Genomic DNA, 24430 nt, shown 5'->3' on the forward strand with positions numbered 1-24430 from the left:
GAGTTATTCCTCCCTAAAGCGGATCTCAACGTCATAGCGCTTGGCTATCGCTTTGTACTCATCAATTTTTTCAAAAGTTTGATTGGATGCAGGAATTTCTAGGATTTGTTTTCCCTGCAAATGTTGTCCATCAATTTCTTGATATTTATCTGAACGTATCTTTGTGCCAGCTGGATATTTATCCCTCAACTCCTTTAGATACTGTTCAAAGGTTTTCACGTCTATCATCTCCAGATCTGTTGCTTTTCGAGATACAATCTCTCCTTTCACAGGATCGTAGGAATCTAAACGCTTTCCATTTTCCAAATGGACTTCATTATACAGATACCATTTGTTGTCTCTTGCCGTTTCATTAAAGGTATTTCCCCGTGCCATCGGAGAATCATATAACCAGTAATCATGTGCCTCCTTCCAGTCGATACGATCACGTGGAGGCTTTCCTTGCTTATCTTTTCTGGCAATATAGGTGAGATACCCATTTTCTAATTCTTGTTCCTTGAATTTTCCTGCTGATGTTAATAGAACTCTTTCTTTTGCGATTTTTTCAATCTGTGAAAGCGTAGGTTGTACTCTCTTAAATATAGCCACAGCACCTTTTTCAAGTTTCATGAAGGGGATGGCTGATGTCGCTGCCCACCCAGCAGCTTCATGGTCTCCTTCCAAATAGAATAAGGCAGCATCTGCACCAGCAGCAAAAGATCCGATAGGACCGAAGAAGCCTGCTAGATCAAATACAGTATGTAATGATGATACTGTCACAGAAGGTGTTCGATAAACAGGAATACCATCCTGAAGGGAGACATAACCTGAATATTTTTTGTTAAGAATATCAACAATTCTCGATTCAGGAATCGTTCCTACACGAGTTAATTCGGCTCTTTTTGCCGCCTCCTCTTCCTCCTGTTCTTTATCTTTTTTCTCATACTCTTCTTTAATTGCTTGTCGTTCTGCATCGGTCTTGGCATTATCCAGGAGACGGGTCATTTCATCATAATCGGTTTTACTCAGCAGATTCCACTTCGTCCCGCTAATCGCCGCAGATGCTCCTGCCATTGCATTCCCGCTGGCAACTTTTGCGGCGGCAGCGCCAAGCAGACCACTAATCGCCTGGGCGAGACCAGGATCAAGCCCTTTGAGGTTATTGATGACCGCCTCGTTGAGTCCCGCGCCGGCGGCACCCGAAACAAAGCCGTTGCCCGTGATTTGAGTTATCAGACCAGCGATAGCGGCATGTGCGGCAATCTTGCGCCCGCTGCCGTCGTCCTTCATGTTGTGCAAGAGACGGAATGCCTCCTCACCGAATACGGCGGCAAGTTCCTGCTGTTCTTCGATTTTTGCCTTGTCAAAGATTTTACCGAGTTCGTTCAGTGCGTTTGTTGTGTCACGGCTGAGGGCAGAGATGTCCTGTGCCGGATTCTCACGGATGTCGATTGTTCCTGCGGCAACGGCAGATTTCGTTGTGCTGCTTGCATCCCCCTTGACGGGCATGGAGAGGTTCGGCGCAAGTCCTTTGGTGTTGTAGACTTTGTCCTGCTCATCCTTCGACATGTTCTCAAAGTTGCCGTATTTGTGGTAGGATGCCCCGATGCTCTTTGCACTGTAATCGGCTTCATTTTTGAGATCGCTAACTCAACCTTCCTCTTTTTTCTTGACCTCCTCAAACCATTCTTCGCAAATATGTAATCCTAATTTTGTTTCAGAATCTGTCCATAGATTCTCATAGCAGTAGTCTGCTTTGAGGCTATTCTTTTTTACATCATATACCAGTTTCATTTCTGTCGGCATGTCTTTTCCATATTTCATGCAAAGTGTATAAATTTTTTCTATGTCCTCAGAAATAATATCCAATAGACCTCTTTGTCGCTCTTCAGATACATCATATTCAAAGCCTTTCTCCTTTCCTTTGATATCATTAAGTTGGTGCTTCTTTACAACTTTTTTAGTAATTTCAAAAAAACAATCACCATAAATCGTATTACTTTCATATGAGCAGTATATATATATAGCATCTGCACGCCAATCAACATACTCAAGACATATAGATACCATATCTGCTTGATATTCTGTAAACTTCTCCTCAAAATCGTTTTTCATAATCTGTCTCCTTTAATTGTCATTTATTTAAAATCGTTGTTTTTACAGAATCTTTACCTTCTATCGTGTGTACAATAACGAATTTTGCTGACCTTTTGCTAGCCCCTTCATATATCACATTTACTTCAACTTGTACGTTCTTTCCCTCCTTAATAGCTTTTGCCCACTCGTTCTCTAGTTTTTTGTACGTGCTCAGATTTACATGTGAACTCTGAGATACCAGATTCGCGAGCTCTGGTGAACCTCCGAAACGATCTGCCGCAAGATGAGCTGCTTGGTCTCCTTCTTGTTTGCCAGGAGTATTCGGGTTGTGCCTGAGCCTCTTATCACGTTCAGTAAGCTGAAGATTGTCTGTCTTGAATTGGCTGAGACGCCCTGCCTCATCGGTCTTATACAAATACTCGAATTCTCCCGCCTTATATTGAATATTGGGGCGTAGAGACTTGCCATCCGGCATGTATATGTCTTTTGAGCCAGGCTTTATCCTTCCAAGATCTTCCAGCGGTATAGAAGAAGAGGCCGGTTTTCCTGCCGGCAAACGCACTGGAACATTCTTTTCGGTCCTTATGAGGCGGGAAACTCCTGGCACATCAGCAAGCTTCTTTGCAGCTTTAATATATTTTGCTCCGGGAATGATTGTTGCGGTAGATAGTATCGCAGTGCTATAATTTCCCTCTGCAAGATATAGGACCGTTTCTGCTGCTCCCGCTGCAGAACCAAAACCGGGAACATATCCTGCCAAATCCAATCCTTCATGTGCAACAGCAGCAAACTCCTTGAAAGAGTTTGTTTGATCCTTTTGTTCCTTTAATGGGACAGATTCTCCTGTTGCTGGTATAAGTTTACCGATATATTTTCTGTCTCGAAACATATCATCTTGTTGTGCACCAGTTACATTTCCATCATAAACAGTATAAGGTACATCACCTGATTCAGGTATTTTGACTTTATAACCATGATCTCCAAGAGGGATATCCCAAGCCTCGCCCTTATTATTCACCGCAATGCAGACGCTGTATCTGTTTTCTTCAAAATCGTAAAGAAGAATATAGTCTCCATCTCTTAAAGACTGATAAATCTCCTGTTCAGGAAGATGTTCAAGTTGCTCTTTGATTCTCGGCAACTTTTCATATTTGTTCCACTTCGTTCCTGCCGCCGCCGCACTCGCACCTGCCTGTGCATTCCCACCCGCGACTTTCGCCGCAGCTGCGCCGATAACGGCACTGACGATTTGTGCTGTGCCCGGGTCTAGTCCCTTCAGGCTCTTGATGAGTGCTTCGTTGAGTCCTGCACCGATGGCACCCGAAGCAAAGCCGGCTCCTGTGATCTGGCTCATGATTCCGCCGATGATGGCATGCGCGGCAATCTTGCGTCCGCTGCCGTCATCCTTCATGTTGTGTAAGAGACGGAATGCCTCCTCACCGAATACGGCGGCAAGCTCCTGCCGTTCCTCGATTTTCGCCTTGTCGAAGATTTTACCGAGTTCGTTTAGCGAGTTTACCGTGTCACGGCTAAGGGCAGAGATATCCTGAGTTGGATTTTCGCGGATATCGATAGTTCCTGCGGCAACGGCAGACCTCGTTGTGCTGCTTGCATCCCCCTTGACGGGCATGGAGAGGTTCGGCGCAAGTCCTTTGGTGTTGTAGACTTTGTCCTGCTCATCCTTCGACATGTTCTCAAAGTTGCCGTATTTGTGGTAGGATGCCCCGATGCTCTTTGCACTGTAATCGGCTTCGTTTTTGAGATCGCTAAAGGAGAGTGTACCCGTTGAGAGATGGTTCTTGTCGGGAGTTGCGTTGCTCGCGATCAGTCCACCCTTTAGATCGGTATTCTTTTCTACGTAGATATCAAAGCCTTTGCTTCCTGCGAAGAATCCTGCCTGATCGCGTGCACTGCGATAGTGGGAGTCAACATTTCCTTTACTAAAGGAACCTCCGATGTTGGGCATAGAAAATTTGCGATAGGCATTTTTAGAACCTGGCGCAACAAGTTTATCGGTGGTTTTATCAAAGAAGTTGACGTTCCACGAGAAACCAAAGCCGGTAGAAGAGTTTTGTTCCTCGTAGGTCTCCTTCTCCTGCAAGGTTTCGATGTTCAGATTCCCGCCGACCTTTGCGGTGATCTTCTCTCCCTGTGTCTTGCTCCCGATGATGTCCATGTCTTTGCCGGATGTGAGGCTGAGATTGTTCTCTGCGGAAACGAGGGCAGGGGAGTAGGCGGTAAGAGATTCTTTACTGTTCCCGTTGGCTTTGTTCGCGTTGATGCTGATGTTCGACAGTCCCTGCGGGGTAAAGGAGGCGCCGATGCTTGCAGAGCTGAATTTGTTCTCCGTTGTGGTGATGCTTGTATTTTCACCCGCTTCAAGACGCACGTTGCTCTTTGCCGTAAGAGATACATCACGTCCTGTGATGGCACTACCCGTGACGGTCAGATCACGCTCTCCTGCGGTGACATTGGTATTCCCGCCCGACGCGATACGGCTTCCTGCGTATTCGTGGGTCGTATTCTCCATGCGGCTGTAGGATTTACTCGTACCAAAGCTGACATTGAGGGAGAATGTTGCGTTTGTCAGCGGGTTTTTCTTGAACGCGTCGTGAATCATCCGTCCCGTCTGGTAGGCATATACGGCTTTGAGTCGGTCGTCCTGCACCTCGCCGATGCGGCTGATCGGTGCATAGAGCGATTGACCAAGATCGAGGAGTCCGTGGCTGAAACTGACAGTAAGACCTGTCGTCTTGCTTTCCTGCGTGATGCTCTCGCGGTAGATGTTATACTTGCCATCGATGCTCGTTTCCTTCGCTGTGATGGTTGCATCTTTGTCCGCGAGGATATTGCTCGATGAGATATGTGCCTTCTCCCCGGCAGAGATGGCAACATTTCCACCAAGTGCCGCGATATTCGTCCCCTGCTGGGTAATGGCATCGCTGTCACGTGTGGTCTTTGTCTGCTGTGTTCCAATGGTGAAGCCGAGTCCACCGCCAGAACCGAAGATGCCGGACTTCTTGACCTCTTTGTAGTTTTCCGTATGCGAATAGTTCTCTGCCGAGAGGGCAGAGAAATTCCGTCCGGCGGCGATGTTTACATCGCTGTCCGCAGCAATATTCGCTGCCGTAAAGGTTGCGTCACGTTTTACCGCGATGTTGACATTCTGCCCCGTAATATTCGTCGTGCGTGCGGTATCTGACTCCGTGTCAATGCGGATGGTCGTGGTTTTTGTCGATAGAAGATCGCTCTCTTTGTACCGAATGCCGTAGTGATCCTCGGATGTCTCTCGTCCTGCCGTGAGGGATATATCGTTTCCGGCGGAGAGGGAGGTTGTACCATTTTTGCTCGCAACATCTGCCGCGCGTGCCGTGAGGTCGTTTCCTGCGGCAATTGAGATGTTCCCGTCCGCGCGAATCTCTGTGCCGAGTTCCGTACCGCGCTTTGTACGAAGATAGTTTGCGGCATCTGCCGTCATATCCTTCTCGCTCTGGAGTTTCTTGGTATCAAGCGAGATGTTTTCACCTGCAGAGAGAAGGATACTGCCATTTTTGCCGAGTGCCTCAAGCGTCGCTCCTGCAAGTGCCGCATTCTTCCCTGCACTCACAACAAGAACGCCCTCATCGCCCTTGACGGCGATCCCGGCGGTCGTATTCAGAACATCCTGATGGGCAAGACGCTCGGTCGTGCTGCTTACATCAATATTATTCGCTGCTTCAAGGACAACGGCTTTATCGCCAATGACAGAACCCTGCACACGGATATCCCGCTCAGACTTCAGTCCGATCTTCTGTCCGCGAATCAGTCCGGTGTTTTCAATATCTCCCGCATGGGCAAGGATATTCTCACCATAGAGAGTCCCTGCATTCTTGAGTGCGTCCTTGGTCTCGATGGCGATGTTCTTTGCCGAGATGAGACTGCCGTCCGCCGTGAGCCTCAGACCGTTCGTGTTCTTGGTGTAGAGAACAGGATAGACGGCGCGTTCCTTTTTGCCGTTTACATAGACATCGCGCTCCTCAAGCCAGACCATATCCGAGGTGAGAGATGCGACCTGTTCTTTGGAGAGCGTGACACCGGGGGCGATGTTCATTTCCTTGGCATAGGAAATACCCGCATCCATGAGTGCCTTGAATGCGGTTTCATCATCGGTATAGCCGTCAAGATGGCGTTTGCCGGTTTGTTTTAGGATTTGGTCTGCGAGAAGCTGCTGTTCGTAGAATCCGTCGCCGATGCGTTTGGGAACCTTATCCTGATCCCACTTCATCTGCCGGTACATATAGTCGGAGGAGAGGAAGCTTCTTTTGTTCGTAAAAGCAGGATCGGTCTCGATGAGGTAGTTTGCCGTGGATTCCGGGTGCACGCGATAAAGGGAACTGACAAAGAGCCGTTCGGTCTGTTCGTCATCGCCTGTCTGTGCCGTATCGGAGGGCGCAAGTCCGAAGGGGGAGAGGGCGTTTTGGATACGCTCTCTCTGTGCATTCGTGATATCCGTCTGCTCGACGGGGACGGCGCTTCCGCCCTCATAGGTCTGAATCCCAATGGGAGAGGCGTTGCTCTTTGTGATTTTAGGCGTCATAAAGACTATGCCGTGATATTTCCGTACTTTTCCTTTATGGAGCCAGTTCCTTCTTTCGGTATAACTAGCCTGCGTCGTTCCAAAGGTGACAGTAAGTTCCTGCTGTTTTGCGGCATCTGCTTTGAGCGCACCTGTTGCTTGCAGTGCACCACCCGCAACAATATTGCTGTCATCGTTTTCTACAGCACTGTTTAGGAGGATATTGCCACCTGCTAGAATGCTGCCGGGCAAGGTAGAGGTAACGCTTTCCCTTGAGATGAGCGAATGACTGCGGATGACGCTGAAGTAAATGATTTTCTGTCCTGCTGCAGTACCGATTTTTTGATTATACGCCTTTGCCTCTGCATTATATGCCGTGATCTTTTCGTTGAGCTGTGCGAGGATTCCTTTGTACTGTGTGTCCCATGCAGCGCGTGCGGGATCATCTGCTGCCGATCGTTCCGTGTTCATGGAGGTGATGCCGAACTGCTTGAAGATCGGATCGTCGTAGGCATAAGTCGGAGTCATGGTGCCGATCAGCTCCTCGGGAATGGGCTTCTCGCCGGCGGCACGTTCTTCCTCTGAAATCTGTTCCATCGGTTTATATTCTGCAGGTTCCAGAAGCTCTTTCGGAGCGACATAACTGTGATATGCACCGTATCCGCTGTTAATCTCTCGAAACTCCCATTCGGGAAATGCCTGACCTCGTTCGGTGTGACCGTATTCGTCAATCCGAAGTTTTGTTGGATTGTTTCTTGTCTCGGTGATGACGCGCTTTGCAGAAAAGGCGGCATTCTCATTCTTCGTCACAGGTGCAGTAATACGAATGCTGCCCTGTGCCTCGATGCGTGCGCCGCGATTCGTAAGTCCCTCCGTGGCAGAAAGATCCATATCCTGCCCTGCATAAAGATGGGCGCTCCCTGAATTGCGAATGGTATCTGCGGTGACAGAGAGATCTTTTCTTGCAGCAATGACACCAGAGGGGAGGTGTTCAAGTTTTGCCTTGATTCCGTCTACTACAGACAGTTGTGCATCATAGGCGAGTTCAGCGTTATGGATGTTTGCTTTATACGCATTCACCTCGCCCCATGAGGTGAATCTTGTCACATCAACGCGGTGCGCCGCCTCCAGTTGGTCTGCTTTTTGCTTTAAGACAGCCATCTCATCGGCGAGGCGGGATTCAAGGGGCGCGTTCTTCTCGTTTACGACATGCTTTGCTTGGATGGAAACCGTATCGCCGTAGATTTTGCCCGTGGCATCATTTTTTAGCTGTGCTGTTTTGATTTCGGCTGATTCATCTGCCTGAATGAGTCCTTGGTTGGAGAGGTTTGTCGACGTGAGGCTTATATTTTTCCCGGAGATGCTGCCGCCTTTGACTTGGACAAGATTTCCAGCTGCGGTGAGATGCAAGGTGTTATCTGCTGAGAGGTTCCTTCTATTGAACACAGCCCCATTGATCCTCGCCGTAAGGTTGCCGTCCGCATGGAGATTTCCAAAGGAATCCGCAGCGGAGGCATTTGTCAGATCGCTGTTCAGTGTAACGGATAAATCTTTGCCGCTGGAAATATTCCCCGTGAGCGGCATCGAATCTGCCTGTATAGAGAAGTTCCTGCCGCTCTGCAAGGTTGCCTTTTCAATATCCAGATGCTGCGCTGCCGCAGCTGAAATATCTCCGTTTCCTGCAATCGTACCGTTTTGGGTATGAATATTGTCTGCCGTAATGGAGATGTCATTTCCACTGAGAATATTTGCGTCAGAGTTGACAAGAGTTTTTGCGTCGATTGTCAAGATGCCGTTTGCATTTGCCACGCCCGAGGGGGCAATGCTGCTCCCAAGCGTTCCACGGTTGATGATCGTATCTGCTTGGAGCGTAGTATTTGCACAGCTGATGATCTTTCCATCATTTTGAAGTGCTGTTGCAGATACATCAGTATCTGCAACACTATATATCGTTCCGCTGTTTGCTGCTTCTTTTGCGTGGATGGAAGTTGTTCCGTCCGAATAGAGATTGCCGGAGGTCCTCAGGTTTCCGTTCACATCGAGGGAGGTCGCCTGTGTGCTCGTGATCTGCCCCTCAAGATTGACACCGAGACCTCTTTCCGTTCCGACAAGTTCAATGCGGTTGGCATACATACCGCCGATTGCCGAGAGATCGAGGGCATAGGCGGGGGCGTTCTCGGCATCAAGGAGGGGGGAGATGTCGCCGCTCTCGTAGCGGATCGTATTTGCGCCTGTGACAATCTTTGCGTGCTCTGCCCAAAGCCCTGCGTTGATTTCGATGGCGCGTGCATAGAGTTCGGCAGAATCTACGCCCTTTGCACTCAGGCCATTTCCTGTAATGACGACTTTGCCATCGTTGATGCGCAGTGCAGCGAGGTTTCCTGCGGCATCCATCGCGGTGCGGCCGGTTGCAAGGGTGACTCTTGCCGTATTCAAAAAGCCGGCACCATCTGCCAAAATCCCGTTCGGATTGGCAATAACGACACCGGCTCTGTCACCTGCGACCTCTAAAAAGCCGCGCAGTTCGGATGGATTTGCACTTGTGACTTCATTGACGATGATACGTGCAGTACCGGCCATGAGGTTCGGATTTCCCTGCACATACCCTGCAAGCTCCGTATTGGAGAGATTGTAGCTGTTGTTGAGGATCGCACCACGTTCGGGTACGTTAAAGAACGTATAGAGATTCATCGACACGCCGCCCGCAGACGGGGGCGTGATCTGTACGAGAGGATGCCCGCTCGCCGTCTCCATCACCAACGGCTGCTGGGAGATCGGAGCGGAGGTGTCCGGGAGGATTTCTGCGGCAAAGGTGAGTATGGGCTGCATCGAAAAGACACCGAGCGTGATCCAGCTCGTGATCTTTCGGGCAAGGTCTTTCTTTCTCATCTGCCTTGTCCTCCTTGAAACAATATCCCTACATGAAAATGATCAAAGCAAATTGATGATAACATGAATCAATAGATTCTTACAAGGACATTGTTCCAATAAGACGAAAGAAGTAATTCTCGCCAAATTTGTATGATTGTGTCTTTTCAGAAAGGAGTCCTGCGGCGGTTGATTTCATAAGGAGATTATTCCTGGAGAGTAAGGTTAATGGTTCGAGTCAAAAAATCTATATTTTTATCATATTTTGCGTAAAAAGTTCTTGACGATTGATATGTGGTTGCGTATATTATCAATTATAATAAATCTATTCGCACGAAAGGGTGTGGTTATATGGGAACCGGATATACGCGCGGAAAGGCGGTAGACAAGGATCGACTTGCACAGTATCTTGAGGCAGCAAAAGGCCCGGGCAGAACGATGAAGCAGTTCGCCGAAGAGTGTAATGTAAATCCGTCTACCCTTTCGAGGATTGCCAATAAAAAAATGCTTGGAGGAAGTTCCGAGGCCTTAATGTGGGCGATATTTCAGCATGCGGATCAGAGCAGCGGACTTTCGTTAGATGCCCTTATGGACGCGAATGGCATGGTGCCGGTGGGACGTGTTCGAATCAACGAACAGCGTTTTCAGGAACTTGCTGTGACCGACCTTATTACATCCGAAATAACACGCAGGGTAAATGCGGCGGTATATCACCATAAAAAACTTCGCCTATCAAAGTCGATGGGATATATGCCTGATGTCCTGTGCGAAAGCGAATCGTTTGGTGAAAACGGTCTGTGGGCATTGGATATTGTTCCGGCATCACATTTCATATCTCGTAGAGATGGAGAAGATGCGGATGAACAGTTTACCAAACGCCGCAACAATATGATGAATCGTCGCAGATTTTTTGATCGTCTTGCCCGCTATGCGAGTATCGGATATTTTCACCCGGAGGAAGTGCCCCAACGATTTTCATTCATTGTACTGGACAGGGATTTTTTCGAGGATATCGTAACCGAATACGGTGAACAGAAGTTTCGGAACGATGTATCGTTGTTGCTTGTTGATGTCAACAAGCTCAAAGTGACAGATGAGTTTATCTTCCCACGTCAAGAGGGGAAGATTATGGACAAGTTCTTTACTGTTTCGGTAGAGGATGGGACCTTGGATAATGAAGACGGTTTGTTTGATATTGATGACTTTGGGTTAGGAGGCGATTTATGACTGCCGAGGGAATGTTATACACAACGCATGGACTGAAGAAACCGCAAGGTGAACTGGCAATCGTGAACCAAAAAATTGCCCTTACGTATGTGAAGGGGAGCGGTGAAAATAAAACCGTGGTTGGGTACACTTATCTTGACGAAATGCTCCAAATGACTTCTATGAAGAAGTTGCCGTCATACGTTGTGAATTTTTAAGCTGGGTTCCCATCAAAGGCGTATGGGACCGGCTTGCGGAGAACATATCATTTACCTGCCGTGCAGTTCGAAGGCGTAACAGGCCGGGGTAGATCGTAGTGAGCACCTAATATTAAGGTGCGTATCTATCATTCTATCTCGGTCTTTTTTCGTAAATGAAAGGAGCGTGGCGTATGCAGTCGATCTGTCACATACACCTGCGGAATTAAAAGCAGCGATTTGATTTCCTCGACGCAGAGGGTAGGGAATGTTAAACTAGCACCATCAAACGAAAGGAAGGCGATTTTCATGGTTAAGGTATCGGACATTTATAGGGATGTCATCAAACATTATGGTTGGGAGGACTACAGCGAGGCAAAAATGCGGCTACTCCGTAACAAGTACATGAAGCTTCAGCAGGAACTCGTTCTTTGTGACAAGTCGGAGTTTAAACGCCAAGGAAACAATGTCGTCCCATCTACGGACGCTCCCATTATACGTAACATTCTCATCGCAGCTGTCAGTGGCGATGAGGATAACATCATCGCCGATTGGTTCAACGGCAATGTGGATACCGACAAGTCCCTGATGTCGATTTTGCTTTTTAATTGCCTGAAACCTTTAATTATGCAGCCCTGTATCAGCGATGAAACCGATGAGGTCACAATGGATGAGTGGCTCGCAGCCGTAGCGGCGGCTGTAAAATATCCTACCGCAGTTCAAGTCTCTGAATTAAGCCGCAATTTAGAGATGTTTCGCAACAACTCATTGGCGCTCGACATGAACATCGGCATAGGTGACGTAGTTGTCAGGCATGAAGATGGACATCGCTCGTATGGGCTTCAAGGAAAGGAGCGCGAGATCGACATTGAGGGAAAAACCATCGATGAGGTGTTGGAGGATGTTGTATCGCAGGAAGATTACTTCGATGTACTGGCTCAAATGTTGAAGAAATTTGATGATCATGCAAAAAAACGGGCGCATGATGCTATTCTCTGGTATGCCAACGCCAAGAATATATATGATGCACAAAAAGCGGATGATGCTTTCGAGCATGAATCGATTGCTTCGGAATACAACATTTGGTATCAGCGCGTACACGAGTTCTTGGAGAGCAACCCGGAGATATGCAGGAAAATCGAAGAAGAAGCCGGTGTTGAGGGACTGTCTGAGTTCTTCCGCATGGCTGATAGGTGAGAGGAGATTTCATCATGAATCGTAATGCTATGGCGCGGCTCAAGTGTCCCATTTGCGGGAAAAGGGCAGCAGATATTGATGCCAATGGTAATGTGAATTTGGCCCTCAAGTGCCCCAACTGTCGTAATATCGTGAAACTCAACTATTCGGGACACCGTACATTATCGAGGCGACGGGCAGTCTGAACATAACACCAACATACCGAGCAATGGAGCCGCTATGAGCTACCGAATGGCCGGATGAGGGTAAAGCGAGAGCTTTATCGTCATCCGGCCTTTTTGTGTTCATGGAAATATTTCTAAAAAGTTCGGCCGCCACGCCCAAATGTGTCCAGTGGGATATTAAGAGGAAGATTTCCTCTGCTGAAAATACCCGGAACAGTTTCTTCATAAGTGGTGACCAAAACCGGTCGAGCTGTCCGTTTTATGTAGGGAAAGATTTTAAAGGTGGTGGTAAGAAGAATCAAATCCAGTTTCTTTGAATGTATCAACCTATTGTCTGAGATGGCCATAAGACGGCGGGATGCGAATAGGGATACTGACAGGTAACGAGCTTGTCAGAATCCTGTACGCGCCCACCGTGCTTTTGTGCGCCCCTTTTTCGGACACCAAAGCCCGTGCGTAGTTTTGCATCCCGCCGTTCGGTAAGAACGAAAGGAATGCGAAACAATGAAAATTAGAGTAATTTATGAAAATCGTTTTCAGTATTTGGAGCTTGATACGGTGGCTGCCGACCAGTTATGGGTCAGCCTGTCGCTTGGCAGCAGTGCCGATCTTAGCGATGAGGAGAAGCGCAAACAACTGCAGTCAGCCTTTGATGAACAGTTCAACAGGCCGGATTACAACAACTGGCATCAGTTGGACCGTCATCGTGGCGAATCCAAAGCCAAGTCGGAGGACGGCTTGGACGAACGGGATGCATCTGAGCCTCTGATGGGTGAGGTAGTAGATGACCGTATCTTCCGTAAGGACGAGCTTGCCCGTGAGCGGGAGTGGGACGATGAGGAACTATGGACAAAAATTCGTGCTGCCCTCAAGCCCGATTACGCCGAGATGATTATCGCCATTCATCTTGACGGCATGAGCTGCATTGAATATGCCGCATCCATCGGGCAGAAGCCAAATACTGTGAATCACCGTCTGCAGCGGGCTGAGAAAAAACTCAGGGAAATTTTTGAAAAACGTCCCTTTTGACCCGTTCCCGTGGCTACTACTTAGGGGGCACAATCCCCATCTGTTCTGATAGTGGATGGGGGGCGATCTGCCCTGCAGGGATTAACCAGTTTTCAAAGGGAGGAAATCTTATGTTCTATGTTAAGGAAAAGATCAGCGATGCGTTGGAGGTCACGGTAGAAATCAATGATGAGAATGTATTCTGCCGTTGTCCGCGCTGTGGTGCGGAAGTGCCCGTCGATTTCAACGAGTTCTTCGGCGATGCGGAGTTTGACCTCTTTGGTACGGCGATCTGCTGCACGGAATGCAGCCGAAAGGTGCGGTGTGAGAAATGATCGAGTTTAGAAACCATGAGGGCTACGCCGACCCAACGGCGTATGCCGCTCTTACCAAGGTATTCCGACAAAATCAGTTTACCTATATCTGCTCTCCCTATCGGGACAACCCGCGCGTCAATGTCATGCGGGCAAGGCACTACTGCAAGTTCGCCGTGAGCAGGGGACGGATTCCCCTTGCGCCGCACCTGTATTTCCCACAGTTTATATCAGAGATTGACGAGCGCGGAAAGGCGATGCTCATGAACTTCGAGCTTATGAAGCTGTGCGGCGAGGTCTGGGTGTTCGGCGAGAGGATTACGCAGGGTATGGAAGCGGAGATTGCTCATGCCGAGAGACTGCGGAAGAACATCCGCTATTTCACAACAAAATGCGAGGAGGTGCTGTGAATGGGTGACCAAGCATACGAAAAATACATCCATAGCAAGGCGTGGCGGAGCAAAGCCGACAGCCGCTTGGATTTGGACAATCATATCTGCCAGGTCTGCGGCAATGCCGCCACCGATGTTCATCATCTGACCTATGACCGTTTTGGGCATGAGAAGATGGAGGACTTGGTGAGCCTGTGCCGCAAGTGCCACCAAAAAGCCGAGAACATCTACGACCCTGACGTTACCCCGTGGGCGATGGAACAAAGCAAGCCGGAAGGTAACAATTTCATGGCAGCCATGCGTACTGATGCGGCGGCGATTGCTCCCATTGTGTTCGACTGGCTCAAGGGCACGAACTTTGACGAGCTCATGCGTCTGCGCCAGCCGCAGGATGGCAGGAAATACTGGAGTGGCCTCAAAAAAGCGGTGGACGCTCTTTGCCGCAAACGCTACTCCATTAACTGCGTGGAGGACAGGACGGATATGATGCTGACCGCCATAACCAACCGTGTAGCCACCATCTGCCTGCGGCAGATCGAGCATGATGTCAGAAACAACATCCAAGCCAACCTCCATGCAATCGTCATGGTGGAATACGCCATTTGGGAAAAATGGAAGGATGTGGCGGCTCACCTTGGTATTACAAGCGGGACGCTGCAGACCCTCCGTAAAGACAACGGCGAGAGCTTCGGCCCCTCCCTCCGTGAAGCCGTGCTTTACTACTGCGGCTTGGATGCGGTGGCGGGGATTCGCCCCCTTGCCGGGTTTCAGTGCCTGACGGCAGAGGATTATGAGCGGCTTAACGCCGTGGCCGACTACATGAGGGATGGTTGCCAATGCTAAAGATTGCTTATGGGAAAAGCTGTGATGCCAAGGCATGGAATAACAGCACAATCGAATGGTCTGCCTTATGTTCTAGACTGGAAACCACCGTCAGAACCAAGGAGACGGTTGCCGAGTATCAGTCCATGACCAAGGCAGAACGTACAGCCACCAAAGATAAGGGCGGATTTGTGGGCGGATTCCTGAAAGACGGGCGGCGACGCAAGGAAAATGTGACCTGCCGCTCCATGCTCACGATGGATGCCGATCTCGCCGAGCCGGGGTTCATCGACCTCTTTGTCCGGGAATGGCATCATGCCGCCGTTCTCTACACAACGCACAGCCATACCCCCGAAATGCCGAGGGTGCGTATTATCGCTCCGTTTGCGGAGGAAATCACGCCGGATGCTTATGTGGCGGTAGCGAGACACTTCGCCGCCCATTGGGGCATTGAAATGTTTGACGAATGCTCCTACAGGGTCAATCAGTTGATGTACTGGCCGACCACATCCGCAGATGGGGAGTATATCTGCAAAGTGCTGGACGGCAAGTTCTTTGATGCCATGAAGTTTCTTGAGGGGTTTCCCAACTGGCAGGATTATTCCACACTCCCCATCTCAAGCCGTGAGCGAAAACTGCGGGTGAATGAAGGAAAGAAGCAGGAAGACCCTCTGACCAAGAAAGGAATTGTGGGAGCATTTTGCCGGATTTATCCCATCGAGAATGTCATCAGCAAATTCCTCTCCGATGTCTATGCTCCCTCCGTGGTGGAGGGGCGGTATGACTATATTCCCGGCGAAGGCTCCTGCGGCGTGGTGGTCTACGATGGCAAATTTGTCTACAGCCACCATGCCACAGACATGGCAGGAGGGAAACTCCTGAACTCCTTTGACTTGGTGAAATGGCATCGTTATGGGAATCTGGACGAGCGGAACGCTTTTCTCAAAATGCAGGAATTTGCCATGCAGGATGTGTCCGTCAGGGAACTCTTCCAACAGGAGCAAGCAGAACAAGCAAAAAAGGACTTTGAGACGGCGGACTCAAGCTGGGAAGAACCTCTCCCCTTCGGCAGACACACCGTTATGCCCTTTCCCATCGACACGCTCCCTGCCGAAATACGAAACTATGTAGCCGCCATCTCCGAGAGCATACAGACACCCGTGGATATGGCAGGGTGCGCCGCGCTCAGCGTTATCGCCACCAGCATCCAAGGGAAATACAAGATACAGGGAAAACGGGACTGGACGGAGCCGCTCAACATCTACCTTACGGAGATTGCTCCACCGTCCGAGAGAAAATCCGCTGTGCAACACGCCATGGTAAAGCCCGTCAGCGACTACGAGAACCAATACAATCATATCCATGCTGCCGAAGTGGAAACCAGTCGGATGCATAAACGCATCTTGGAACGCCGCCAAAAGACCGTGGAAGACCAGGTGTCCAAGGGAAAAGCCACTAAAGACGATGTGGAAGAAATCGCACGGGAACTCACGGAGTACGAGGTAAAAAAGCCCCTCCGCTTGTTCGCCGATGATATTACCCCGGAGAAACTGGCTTCGGTGCTGTCGGAGAACAAGGGCAGAATGGCACTTCTCTCCAGTGAGGCGGGAATCTTTGATACCCTCGCCGGGGCATATTCCAAATCCGTCAATATTGATGTCATGTTAAAAAGCTATTCCGGCGACCAAATCCGGGTAGACCGAATCGGCAGGGAAAGTGAGAACATCCTGCATCCTACACTGACGGTGCTTTTAATGGCGCAACCCAATGTCATCTCCAAGGTTCTCTCCAACGAAACCTTCCGTGGGCGAGGGCTTACAGCCAGATTTCTTTACTCCATGCCCGCCTCTGCCGTGGGAACAAGGCGGTATCGCAGTAAGCCGGTGCCGGAGGAAGTCTATAAGGCTTATGAGCAGCGTATCTTCAATCTGCTGAAGGATGAGTATCGGCAGGAAATCATCACCCTGTCAGCCGAGGCAGACAGTCTTATGGAGGAGTTCTCTCAAGAGTTAGAGCCGAAACTCGTGAAGGAGTATGCGGAAATTGCCGACTGGTGCGGCAAGCTGGCGGGGAATGTCCTGCGGATAGCGGGACTCCTGTGCAGGGCAAATGTTCATCGGAGCGAAGAATTCTTGGACGAGCCGGAGCCTTTGGTGATGGACGGCGAGACCATGGAAAATGCCATCAAGCTAGGCAAGTATTTCCTAAACCACGCACAGGCCATCTTCAATGTCCTGCCAGAGAACGCCATGTTCCATAACGCCAACCGTATCCTCAAAATGATAACGGAGAAGGGGCTGACCGAGTTCAACCGTCGGACGGCTATGCGGTTCTGTCAGACATTCAAGCGCGTCGAGGATATACAGCCCGTGCTGGACTTTCTTGAGGACTACGGCTATATCATCTCGGTTTCCACTCCGCCGAGCGGAGGCAAGGGCAGACCGCCCATGCCGAAGTATCTCGTCAACCCACGGCTGAAAGAATATTATCGTCAGTCTGTCATACCTACTGTCATTACCTCAGATTGACAAAAATAAATGCCATGAAGCCTTGCAAATCAAGGGATTAGAAGGAAAAAATATTTTCATCATTTTTGTCAAGAAACACAGAAAAAAGAAAAAAGATATTTATTATTATACTCTATTTCAGTACATAAATAGAAATTTTCCCAACCCCGCAGACAAAAATGAATTTAATGACTAGAAACTGAAATCCCTTGATACACAAGGCTTCACGGCTACAAACGGAATGTCATAGCGAAAAATTCTTGGAATGACACCAAGACAAAAATGGAGGAATTGATATGGGAACGACCATGCTTCAAAAAGCTGATTGTATTTTACAGGCACTGTACGAAAAAACATCACCAAGTTTAACCGCAGGACGCAATGCGGTGTTGCCGTCAGTTCAAGTGAGTAGGAGAGATTCAGCCCGTGCTGGATTTCCTTGAAGTCAACGGGGACATCATCTCCGTAAAGGCCGAGCCGCAATACGAGAAAGGAAGACCGCCCATGCATAAATATATCCTTAATCCTCTAATTGGAATGCGTGAGAAAACCATCGAAAAGGAACTTGTAGCACAAGTCAAAGCGATGGGCGGCATCGCACCCAAGTTTACCTCACCGGGATTCGATGGAATGCCCGACCGACTGGTTCTTCTGCCTCGCGGCAGGATGGGATTTGTGGAACTCAAAGCACCGGGCAGAAAGCCAAGACCGCTTCAATTGGCACGGCACAGACTGCTTCGGCGGCTTGGATTCAAGGTGTATGTGATTGACGAGATAAATCAAATTGACGGCGTATTGGAGGACATCAGCCATGAATGAACTTACGGTATTGGAACACAACAGCATCCGTGTCATGACCACGGAGCAGCTTGCCGAAGCGTATGGCTGTAAGGCAATTCATATCCAGCAGAATTTTAAGAACAACAGGGCGCGATTCGTTGAGGGGAAGCATTACTTCAAACTTGAAGGTGCTGATCTCAAGGCTTTCAAGGACTCACTCGAAAATATCGAGTCAGTTGTCGGGAGTCGCGCACCGTCTCTGATTCTTTGGACGAAACAAGGCGCGGCGCGCCACAGCAAGATGCTGGGAACGGAGCGGGCATGGGATGTTTTCGATGAGCTGGAAGAAAGCTACTTCAACCCTATGAGGAACATGACACCCGAGGAATTCCTGCTGTGCAGTGCACAGCGAATGGTGGAACAGGCAAAAGCAATCAAGGTCGCAAATGCCCGTATCGACAAGGTGGATGAGCGGCTTCTTGAGGTCGAGTCCAAGCAGATGACCATCGACCAGCACCACTATACCATCATCGGCTATGCCAACCTCAGGGGAATCCGGGGAGTGGGTCGGGATGCCGCCGCAAGGCTTGGACGCAGAGCCTCGGCAATGTCCAGAAAGCAGGGCTATCACATCGGCAAGGAGTACGATGCCAAATACGGTGTGGTGAATACCTACCATGTGGATGTGCTGCAGGAAGTTTTCAGGAGGTGATTGACATGCCTGTAATCAAATGTGATTTTTGTGGCAAAGAAATGATACGTTGCCCCTCGCATATACATCAACATAATTTCTGCAGCCGTCAATGCATGGCGGATTTCAGTAGCAAAGACCGAAATCCGCATCACTATAGAGATTTTAAGCCCTATGAAAACATCAGCAAACATATGACTGAGCTTAACCGGCAATTAAATCCTATGAGAATGACTCCTGAAACGAGGTCGAAGATGCGAAAATCTCGATTGGGCAAAGGAAAGTGCAAAGGGTATTCAAAAATATACGGCAGACCCGCCCATCGTGTGATAGCCGAAAAAATACTTGGCAGAAAATTGCTTCCCACCGAAGTCGTCCATCATAGAGACGGCAACCCCTACAATAACACCTCAGAAAATCTACAGGTATTTGCCAGCAATAGTGAGCATGCAAGATTCCACGGCGAATACAGATGGTTTCTGAGGGAACTTGAGAAATTGGAGGAAGAAGATGCAGAAGTTTGAGCCACACGAGTACCAGCGATATTCTATAAACTTTATCGAGCACCACAAAATCGCTGCTGTGTTTTTGGATTGCGGCTTAGGCAAAACGGTGATTGCCCTCACGGCTCTGAATGACCTGCTCTTTGACTGCTTCGAGATTTCCCGTGTTCTCGTTATCGCACCGCTTCGTGTGGCACGGAACACATGGCCGCAGGAGATCGGTAAGTGGGAGCATCTGAATCATATCCGCTATTCCGTTGCAGTCGGTACGGAGAAAGAGCGGAGGGAGGCTCTTTGCAAGCAAGCCTCCCTCTATATCATCAACCGGGAAAATGTGCCGTGGCTTGTGGAGAAAACGGACTTCGCCTACGATGCCATCGTGATCGACGAACTCTCGTCCTTCAAGAATTGGAGCAGCAAGCGCTTCAAGGCACTTATGAAGGTTCGCCCTCTGGCAAAGAGAGTCATCGGACTTACGGGAACGCCGTCCGGCAACGGCTTGATGGACTTGTTCGCAGAGTTCAAGGTGCTCGACATGGGACAGCGTTTGGGGCGGTTCATCACGAAGTATCGGCAAGATTACTTCGTGCCGGACAAGCGCAACGGGCAGGTGGTGTTCTCCTACGTTCCCTTGCCCGGAGCCGAGGAGCGAATCTATGAGAAGATTGCCGACATAACCATCTCCATGAAAGCCTCCGACCATCTGAGAATGCCGGAGCTGATCGAGAGCGAATACAGCGTTCGCATGAATGAGGCTGAGAAGAAGATATACACCGAAATGTGCGAGCAGTTGGTTTTGCAGATGAAGGGCGACGAGGTGACGGCGGCAAACGCCGGTGTCCTGTCCGGGAAACTCGCCCAGATGGCAAACGGTGCAGTTTACACCGACGATGGCACGACATTGCATATACATGACCGCAAGCTCGATGCGTTGGAAGACATCATCGAGAGCATGAACGGCAAACCGCTCCTCGTTGCGTATTGGTTCCGACATGATGCAGAGCGCATAGAAAAGCGTGTCCCGTGTGTCAGGCTAGATAGTGATGAGTCAATCGACTGTTGGAATCGCGGAGAAATCCCCGTTGCCCTGATCCATCCTGCAAGCGCAGGACATGGGCTGAACCTTCAGAGCGGCGGTTCGACCTTGGTGTGGTTCGGCATTACATGGAGCTTGGAACTCTACCAACAGACCGTGGCGCGGCTCTATCGGCAGGGGCAGACAGCGAAAACAGTGGTGGTGCAGCACATCATTGCCGAGGGCACGATTGACGAGAGAATCCTCCGTGCCTTGAAACGGAAGGACAAGACACAGGTGGCACTGATTGAAGCCGTCAAAGCGGAGGTAACATCATGAACTATGAGATTCTGGCAAATGCCATCGTCGAACAGGCGGCGAAAGACTATCGGCGGGCACGAACGGCTCTTGCCAAAGACGCAGAGAATGTTGCGGCGGCAGCGATGCGTTCTGAGACAGAGCGGTTCTTTCGTTCCACATGGTTCGGACAGTTGACGCGTATAGATGGAGAATGGCTGCTTAAAAAGTTGGAGGGGGAATTTGCATGACAGCAAAAGAATATCTGAGTCAGGCATGGAACATTGACCGACGCATCAATGATAAGGTCGCCCATGTGTCGCGGCTGCGTGACATGGCAACAAATGTGAGCGCCGTCATCAGCGACATGCCAAAGAGTCCAAGTCCGAACAATCAGCGGATGGAAACCATCATCGCTCGTCTGACCGACACGGAAGATGAGATCAATGCAGACATCGACCGTCTGATCAATCTGAAACTCGAGATCATGAATACGATCTGGCAAGTTGAGGATGAAAACTCTCAGATGGTGCTAGAGCGTCGCTACCACAGCTTCAAATCATGGGAAGATATTGCAGCGGATATGAGCGTCAGCATTCGATGGGTGCATAAGATTCATGCCAAGGCTCTGGATGATGTTGAAAAAATTTTGGAAAAAAGACAGCAAAGTGCATCTGAGTTCACATAAGTTCACAAAGGTTCACGTTGCGTTCATAGGGTTGACAGTGATATGAGATAGTCAGCGAAAATAGGATATGGAATCAGCCTTCTCGGAGAAGCAATTCTCCGCGAGGGCTTTTTTGATGCCACGAGGAGGTGCGTGATGCCGAGAAAGCCGAAGCGAGCCTGCCGCATGACAGGATGTCCGAATCTTACAGACCGAAAGAGTTGCTACTGCGAGGCACACGAGAAAGTTATGCAGCGACACTACGACCACTTCGCTCGTGGGTACGATCAGCACAAGAGATATGGGAGCGTATGGCGTAGGATTCGAGATAGACACTTGGCGGGGCATCGGCTTTGTGAGATGTGTAAAGAGCAGGGCAGATATGTCCTTGCGACGCTCGTCCATCATATCAAGCCGCTTTCTGAGGGCGGCACACATGACGAAGGCAACTTGATGTCGCTCTGTGTCTCCTGTCATGAACGGATTCACCAGCGCGGCAGTGGTGACCGCTAGACCCCTAGGGGGCGGTCAAATCTCTAAAACCGCGCCATTACTGGACCGGGGAGGGGGCGTACAGAAAAATTCGCATAACTTTTAGGCCAGTTAGAGAGATAAGTTTTACCTGCGTGATTTTCGGCGGGAAGCCATGCACAGCGCGGAACGACGGGCATTTGAACCGCTCGATAAAACAGTCCAAATGCTGAAACTTATGCTCAAAAAAGTTTTGAAAAGTTTTAAGGGGGGAAACGTATGGGGCTTAGAGGACCGCAGCCCGGCACGGGAGGGAGACCAAGAAAATCCTTGGCAGAAAAAGTGACCGAGGGCAATCCCGGCAAGCGCAAGCTGAAGGTCTTGGACTTTGAGCAGATTGCCACAGAGCCGGAGGGCGTGGATATGCCGCCTCCCAAGGAGTTTTTATCGGCTACGCAGCGTGACGGCTCCACGCTCTCCGCGAGTGAACTTTACAAAGAAGCGTGGGAATGGCTCAAGCGGCGCGGATGTGCAGAACTGGTATCTCCTGCGCTCTTGGAGCGATATGCTGTGAGTGCGGCACGTTGGATTCACTGTGAGGAGGCGGTCAGCAAATACGGCTATCTGGGCAAGCATCCGATTAGTTCTCAGCCCATACAGTCTCCTTATGTCGCCATGAGCCAGAACTACATGAAGCAGACCAATCGGCTGTGGAACGAGATATTCGCTATCGTCCGCGATAACTGCTCAACGGAATATAAGGGTGTTTCGCCGCAGGATGACTTGATGGAGCGGCTTCTTCGTTCTAGGAGGGGATAAGCGGAAAGATTAGCTGAGACGCAGCCTAAAACATACAGTTGGCGACATAGGTCGCTTTTTTATTGCAGGAGGTGTACATCTTGGGAAAAACCACATCCGAAATGCAGCTTGTCCCCATCGGAAAGCTCGTGCCTTATGTAAACAATGCCCGTACCCACTCGAAGGAGCAGATCACCAAGCTGCGCTCGTCTTTGCGTGAGTTCGGCTTTGTGAATCCCGTCATCATCGACCGGGAGTTCAACGTCATAGCGGGACATGGCAGAATCCTCGCTGCGAAGGAGGAGAACATCGAGCAAGTTCCATGCGTATTCGTCGATCATCTGACCGAGGCGCAGAAGAAGGCATACATCCTCGCAGACAACCGTTTCGCACTTGATGCGGGATGGGACGAGGATATGCTGCGCGTTGAGATGGAAGCTTTGCAGGACATGGATTTCGACATCTCGCTCACAGGCTTCGAGGAATCCGAGATTGCCGACCTGCTCTCTCTGGATGATGGGGAGGCGCAGGAAGACGACTTCGACGTGGATGCGGAACTGAAGAAGCCATGCTTTGCCAAAACAGGCGATGTCTGGCACCTCGGCAAGCACCGTGTTATCTGCGGCGATTCCACACTGCCGGAGACATACGAGCGGCTGCTCGGCGGCGAGAAGGTCAACCTCGTATGCACGGATCCCCCATACATGATCCAGCTTGAAAGCACATCCGGGAAAATAAAGAACGACGATCTGAATGACAAGGATGCCTACGAGTTCCTGAAATCTGCCTTTACCGCCTTCCACTCGGCGATGGCGACCGACGCTTCCATCTACGTTTTCTACGCAACAGCAAAAGCCCGCATCTTTCATGACGCTTATGAGGATGCGGGCTTTAAAGTTGGCGCAGGCTTGGTGTGGAAGAAAGACCGCCTTGTGCTCACACGGACGGACTGGAAGTACATCCACGAGCCGATTATCTGGGGATGGAGGAAGGACGGACGGCATAGATGGTATGGCGATCAGAAGCAGACCACCGTCTTTGCCTTTGACCGTATCAAGGACTCGAAGAAAGACGGCTGCGGTCATCCGTCCTCAAAACCTGTGCCGCTTCTGGCGTATCTCATCAAGCAGTGTACGCAGACGAACGGCATCGTACTCGACGGCTTCCTCGGCTCGGCCTCGACGCTGATTGCGTGTGACCAGTTGGGGCGTATCTGCTACGGCGTGGAGCTTGAGCCGAAGTTTGTGGATGTTACCGTTGAGCGATACATCCAGAGCAAGGACGGCAATGCAGAAGATGTGTTTTTGGAACGTGAGGGTGAGCGCATTCCGTATGTGGATGTGCCGAAGGAGGTATCACAATGAAAGTATTCCTAAATGCAGGACATGCCCCGAACGGGAATCCCGACCCCGGTGCGTGTGGCTATGGATTGCGGGAATCTGACGTTGCAAAAAATGTCGCAGACCTTGCGGCGGGGTATCTGAGTGCCGCAGGTGTTGAGGTGGTCGGTAATCTCCAATCCGACAGTCTGCATGAAGTTGTCTCAGCTTCCAATAGTGCGGATGCCGATGTGTTCATCTCTGTTCACTGCAACGCTTGTAACGGCAGTGCGAACGGGACGGAGGTCTGGCACTACTACGGAAGCGACGCAGGGGAGACACTGGCACGCTGCATCCAGAATCAGATTGTGGATGCGCTCGGAACCGTGGATCGCGGCGTGAAGGGGGCAAAGCCCGGTGTCAACGGTCTGTACGTTCTGAGCAACACGGATGCGGTCGCTGTGCTTGTGGAGCTTGCGTTTATCGACCATGCGGGCGATGCAGAGCTTCTTGGGACGCAGCAGGATGAATTTGCCCGCGCCATTGCGCGTGGGGTAACGGACTATGAAGGAGAGTGTTGAAG

22 protein-coding genes are annotated in these 24430 nt (G+C 50.0%); 19 read left to right on the forward strand and 3 right to left on the reverse strand.

What is annotated here, in order from left to right; all coding sequences use genetic code 11:
• Positions 1-3 precede the first annotated feature (3 nt).
• The 3 genes from ACO6BQ_RS01085 to ACO6BQ_RS01095 all read right to left on the reverse strand — a co-directional run bounded on the left by ACO6BQ_RS01085 (position 4) and on the right by ACO6BQ_RS01095 (position 9520).
• A complete protein-coding gene (locus ACO6BQ_RS01085; RefSeq protein ID WP_489118826.1) occupies positions 4-1548 on the reverse strand; it encodes a hypothetical protein in 1545 nt (514 codons plus the stop codon).
• Positions 1549-1629: 81 nt separating this feature from the next.
• Positions 1630-2094, reverse strand: coding sequence for a hypothetical protein (locus tag ACO6BQ_RS01090; RefSeq protein WP_009438337.1), 465 nt, complete (start codon positions 2092-2094; stop codon positions 1630-1632).
• A gap of 19 nt (positions 2095-2113) precedes the next feature.
• Complete coding sequence (locus ACO6BQ_RS01095; RefSeq protein ID WP_489118829.1) at positions 2114-9520, reverse strand: two-partner secretion domain-containing protein; 7407 nt, start codon at positions 9518-9520, stop codon at positions 2114-2116.
• A 330-nt stretch (positions 9521-9850) separates the two neighbouring features.
• Here ACO6BQ_RS01095 and ACO6BQ_RS01100 point away from each other — a divergent pair, with 330 nt between their 5' ends.
• The 19 genes from ACO6BQ_RS01100 to ACO6BQ_RS01190 all read left to right on the forward strand — a co-directional run bounded on the left by ACO6BQ_RS01100 (position 9851) and on the right by ACO6BQ_RS01190 (position 24428).
• Positions 9851-10726, forward strand: coding sequence for an XRE family transcriptional regulator (locus ACO6BQ_RS01100; protein WP_489118831.1), 876 nt, complete (start codon positions 9851-9853; stop codon positions 10724-10726).
• A complete protein-coding gene (locus tag ACO6BQ_RS01105; protein ID WP_281522569.1) occupies positions 10723-10923 on the forward strand; it encodes a hypothetical protein in 201 nt (66 codons plus the stop codon). The genes ACO6BQ_RS01100 and ACO6BQ_RS01105 overlap by 4 nt, the downstream gene beginning before the upstream one ends.
• A 288-nt stretch (positions 10924-11211) precedes the next feature.
• Positions 11212-12099 (forward strand): hypothetical protein, encoded by an 888-nt coding sequence (locus ACO6BQ_RS01110; RefSeq protein ID WP_489118833.1) that lies wholly within the window; start codon positions 11212-11214, stop codon positions 12097-12099.
• A gap of 668 nt (positions 12100-12767) precedes the next feature.
• Positions 12768-13292 carry an RNA polymerase sigma factor gene (locus ACO6BQ_RS01115; protein ID WP_489118835.1) on the forward strand — a complete coding sequence of 175 codons (525 nt, stop codon included), beginning with the start codon at positions 12768-12770 and terminating at the stop codon, positions 13290-13292.
• A 110-nt stretch (positions 13293-13402) separates the two neighbouring features.
• On the forward strand, positions 13403-13606 hold the full coding sequence (locus ACO6BQ_RS01120) for a hypothetical protein (RefSeq protein ID WP_489118837.1): 204 nt from the start codon (positions 13403-13405) through the stop codon (positions 13604-13606).
• The gene (locus ACO6BQ_RS01125) at positions 13603-13995 is read left to right on the forward strand and encodes a DUF7768 domain-containing protein (RefSeq protein ID WP_489118839.1); all 393 of its coding nucleotides are present in this window, start codon (positions 13603-13605) and stop codon (positions 13993-13995) included. Before ACO6BQ_RS01120 ends, ACO6BQ_RS01125 begins: the two co-directional genes overlap by 4 nt.
• The gene (locus ACO6BQ_RS01130; RefSeq protein ID WP_489118841.1) at positions 13996-14820 is read left to right on the forward strand and encodes an HNH endonuclease; all 825 of its coding nucleotides are present in this window, start codon (positions 13996-13998) and stop codon (positions 14818-14820) included. It begins immediately after the preceding gene.
• Positions 14814-17327 carry a YfjI family protein gene (locus ACO6BQ_RS01135; protein ID WP_489118843.1) on the forward strand — a complete coding sequence of 838 codons (2514 nt, stop codon included), beginning with the start codon at positions 14814-14816 and terminating at the stop codon, positions 17325-17327. The genes ACO6BQ_RS01130 and ACO6BQ_RS01135 overlap by 7 nt, the downstream gene beginning before the upstream one ends.
• A gap of 275 nt (positions 17328-17602) precedes the next feature.
• A complete protein-coding gene (locus tag ACO6BQ_RS01140) occupies positions 17603-17749 on the forward strand; it encodes a hypothetical protein (RefSeq protein ID WP_489118845.1) in 147 nt (48 codons plus the stop codon).
• Positions 17750-17843: 94 nt separating this feature from the next.
• A complete protein-coding gene (locus ACO6BQ_RS01145; RefSeq protein ID WP_489118946.1) occupies positions 17844-18125 on the forward strand; it encodes a PDDEXK family nuclease in 282 nt (93 codons plus the stop codon).
• On the forward strand, positions 18118-18798 hold the full coding sequence (locus ACO6BQ_RS01150; protein ID WP_489118847.1) for an ORF6N domain-containing protein: 681 nt from the start codon (positions 18118-18120) through the stop codon (positions 18796-18798). The genes ACO6BQ_RS01145 and ACO6BQ_RS01150 overlap by 8 nt, the downstream gene beginning before the upstream one ends.
• Before the next feature lie 5 nt (positions 18799-18803).
• Positions 18804-19301, forward strand: a complete 498-nt coding sequence (locus ACO6BQ_RS01155) for an HNH endonuclease (RefSeq protein WP_489118849.1) — start codon at positions 18804-18806, stop codon at positions 19299-19301.
• Positions 19288-20634 (forward strand): SNF2-related protein, encoded by a 1347-nt coding sequence (locus tag ACO6BQ_RS01160; RefSeq protein WP_489118851.1) that lies wholly within the window; start codon positions 19288-19290, stop codon positions 20632-20634. Before ACO6BQ_RS01155 ends, ACO6BQ_RS01160 begins: the two co-directional genes overlap by 14 nt.
• Entirely contained in the window at positions 20631-20843 is a 213-nt protein-coding gene (locus ACO6BQ_RS01165) for a hypothetical protein (RefSeq protein ID WP_489118853.1), read from the forward strand. The genes ACO6BQ_RS01160 and ACO6BQ_RS01165 overlap by 4 nt, the downstream gene beginning before the upstream one ends.
• Complete coding sequence (locus tag ACO6BQ_RS01170; protein WP_009658151.1) at positions 20840-21280, forward strand: DUF1492 domain-containing protein; 441 nt, start codon at positions 20840-20842, stop codon at positions 21278-21280. The genes ACO6BQ_RS01165 and ACO6BQ_RS01170 overlap by 4 nt, the downstream gene beginning before the upstream one ends.
• 135 nt (positions 21281-21415) lie before the next feature.
• The gene (locus ACO6BQ_RS01175; protein ID WP_489118855.1) at positions 21416-21772 is read left to right on the forward strand and encodes an HNH endonuclease signature motif containing protein; all 357 of its coding nucleotides are present in this window, start codon (positions 21416-21418) and stop codon (positions 21770-21772) included.
• A 288-nt stretch (positions 21773-22060) separates the two neighbouring features.
• Positions 22061-22549, forward strand: coding sequence for a P27 family phage terminase small subunit (locus ACO6BQ_RS01180; protein WP_489118857.1), 489 nt, complete (start codon positions 22061-22063; stop codon positions 22547-22549).
• 80 nt (positions 22550-22629) lie between these two features.
• Positions 22630-23892, forward strand: a complete 1263-nt coding sequence (locus ACO6BQ_RS01185) for a site-specific DNA-methyltransferase (RefSeq protein WP_489118859.1) — start codon at positions 22630-22632, stop codon at positions 23890-23892.
• The gene (locus ACO6BQ_RS01190) at positions 23889-24428 is read left to right on the forward strand and encodes an N-acetylmuramoyl-L-alanine amidase family protein (protein ID WP_489118861.1); all 540 of its coding nucleotides are present in this window, start codon (positions 23889-23891) and stop codon (positions 24426-24428) included. Before ACO6BQ_RS01185 ends, ACO6BQ_RS01190 begins: the two co-directional genes overlap by 4 nt.
• Positions 24429-24430 lie beyond the last annotated feature (2 nt).

The organism is Centipeda sp. (in: firmicutes) (assembly GCF_057271695.1).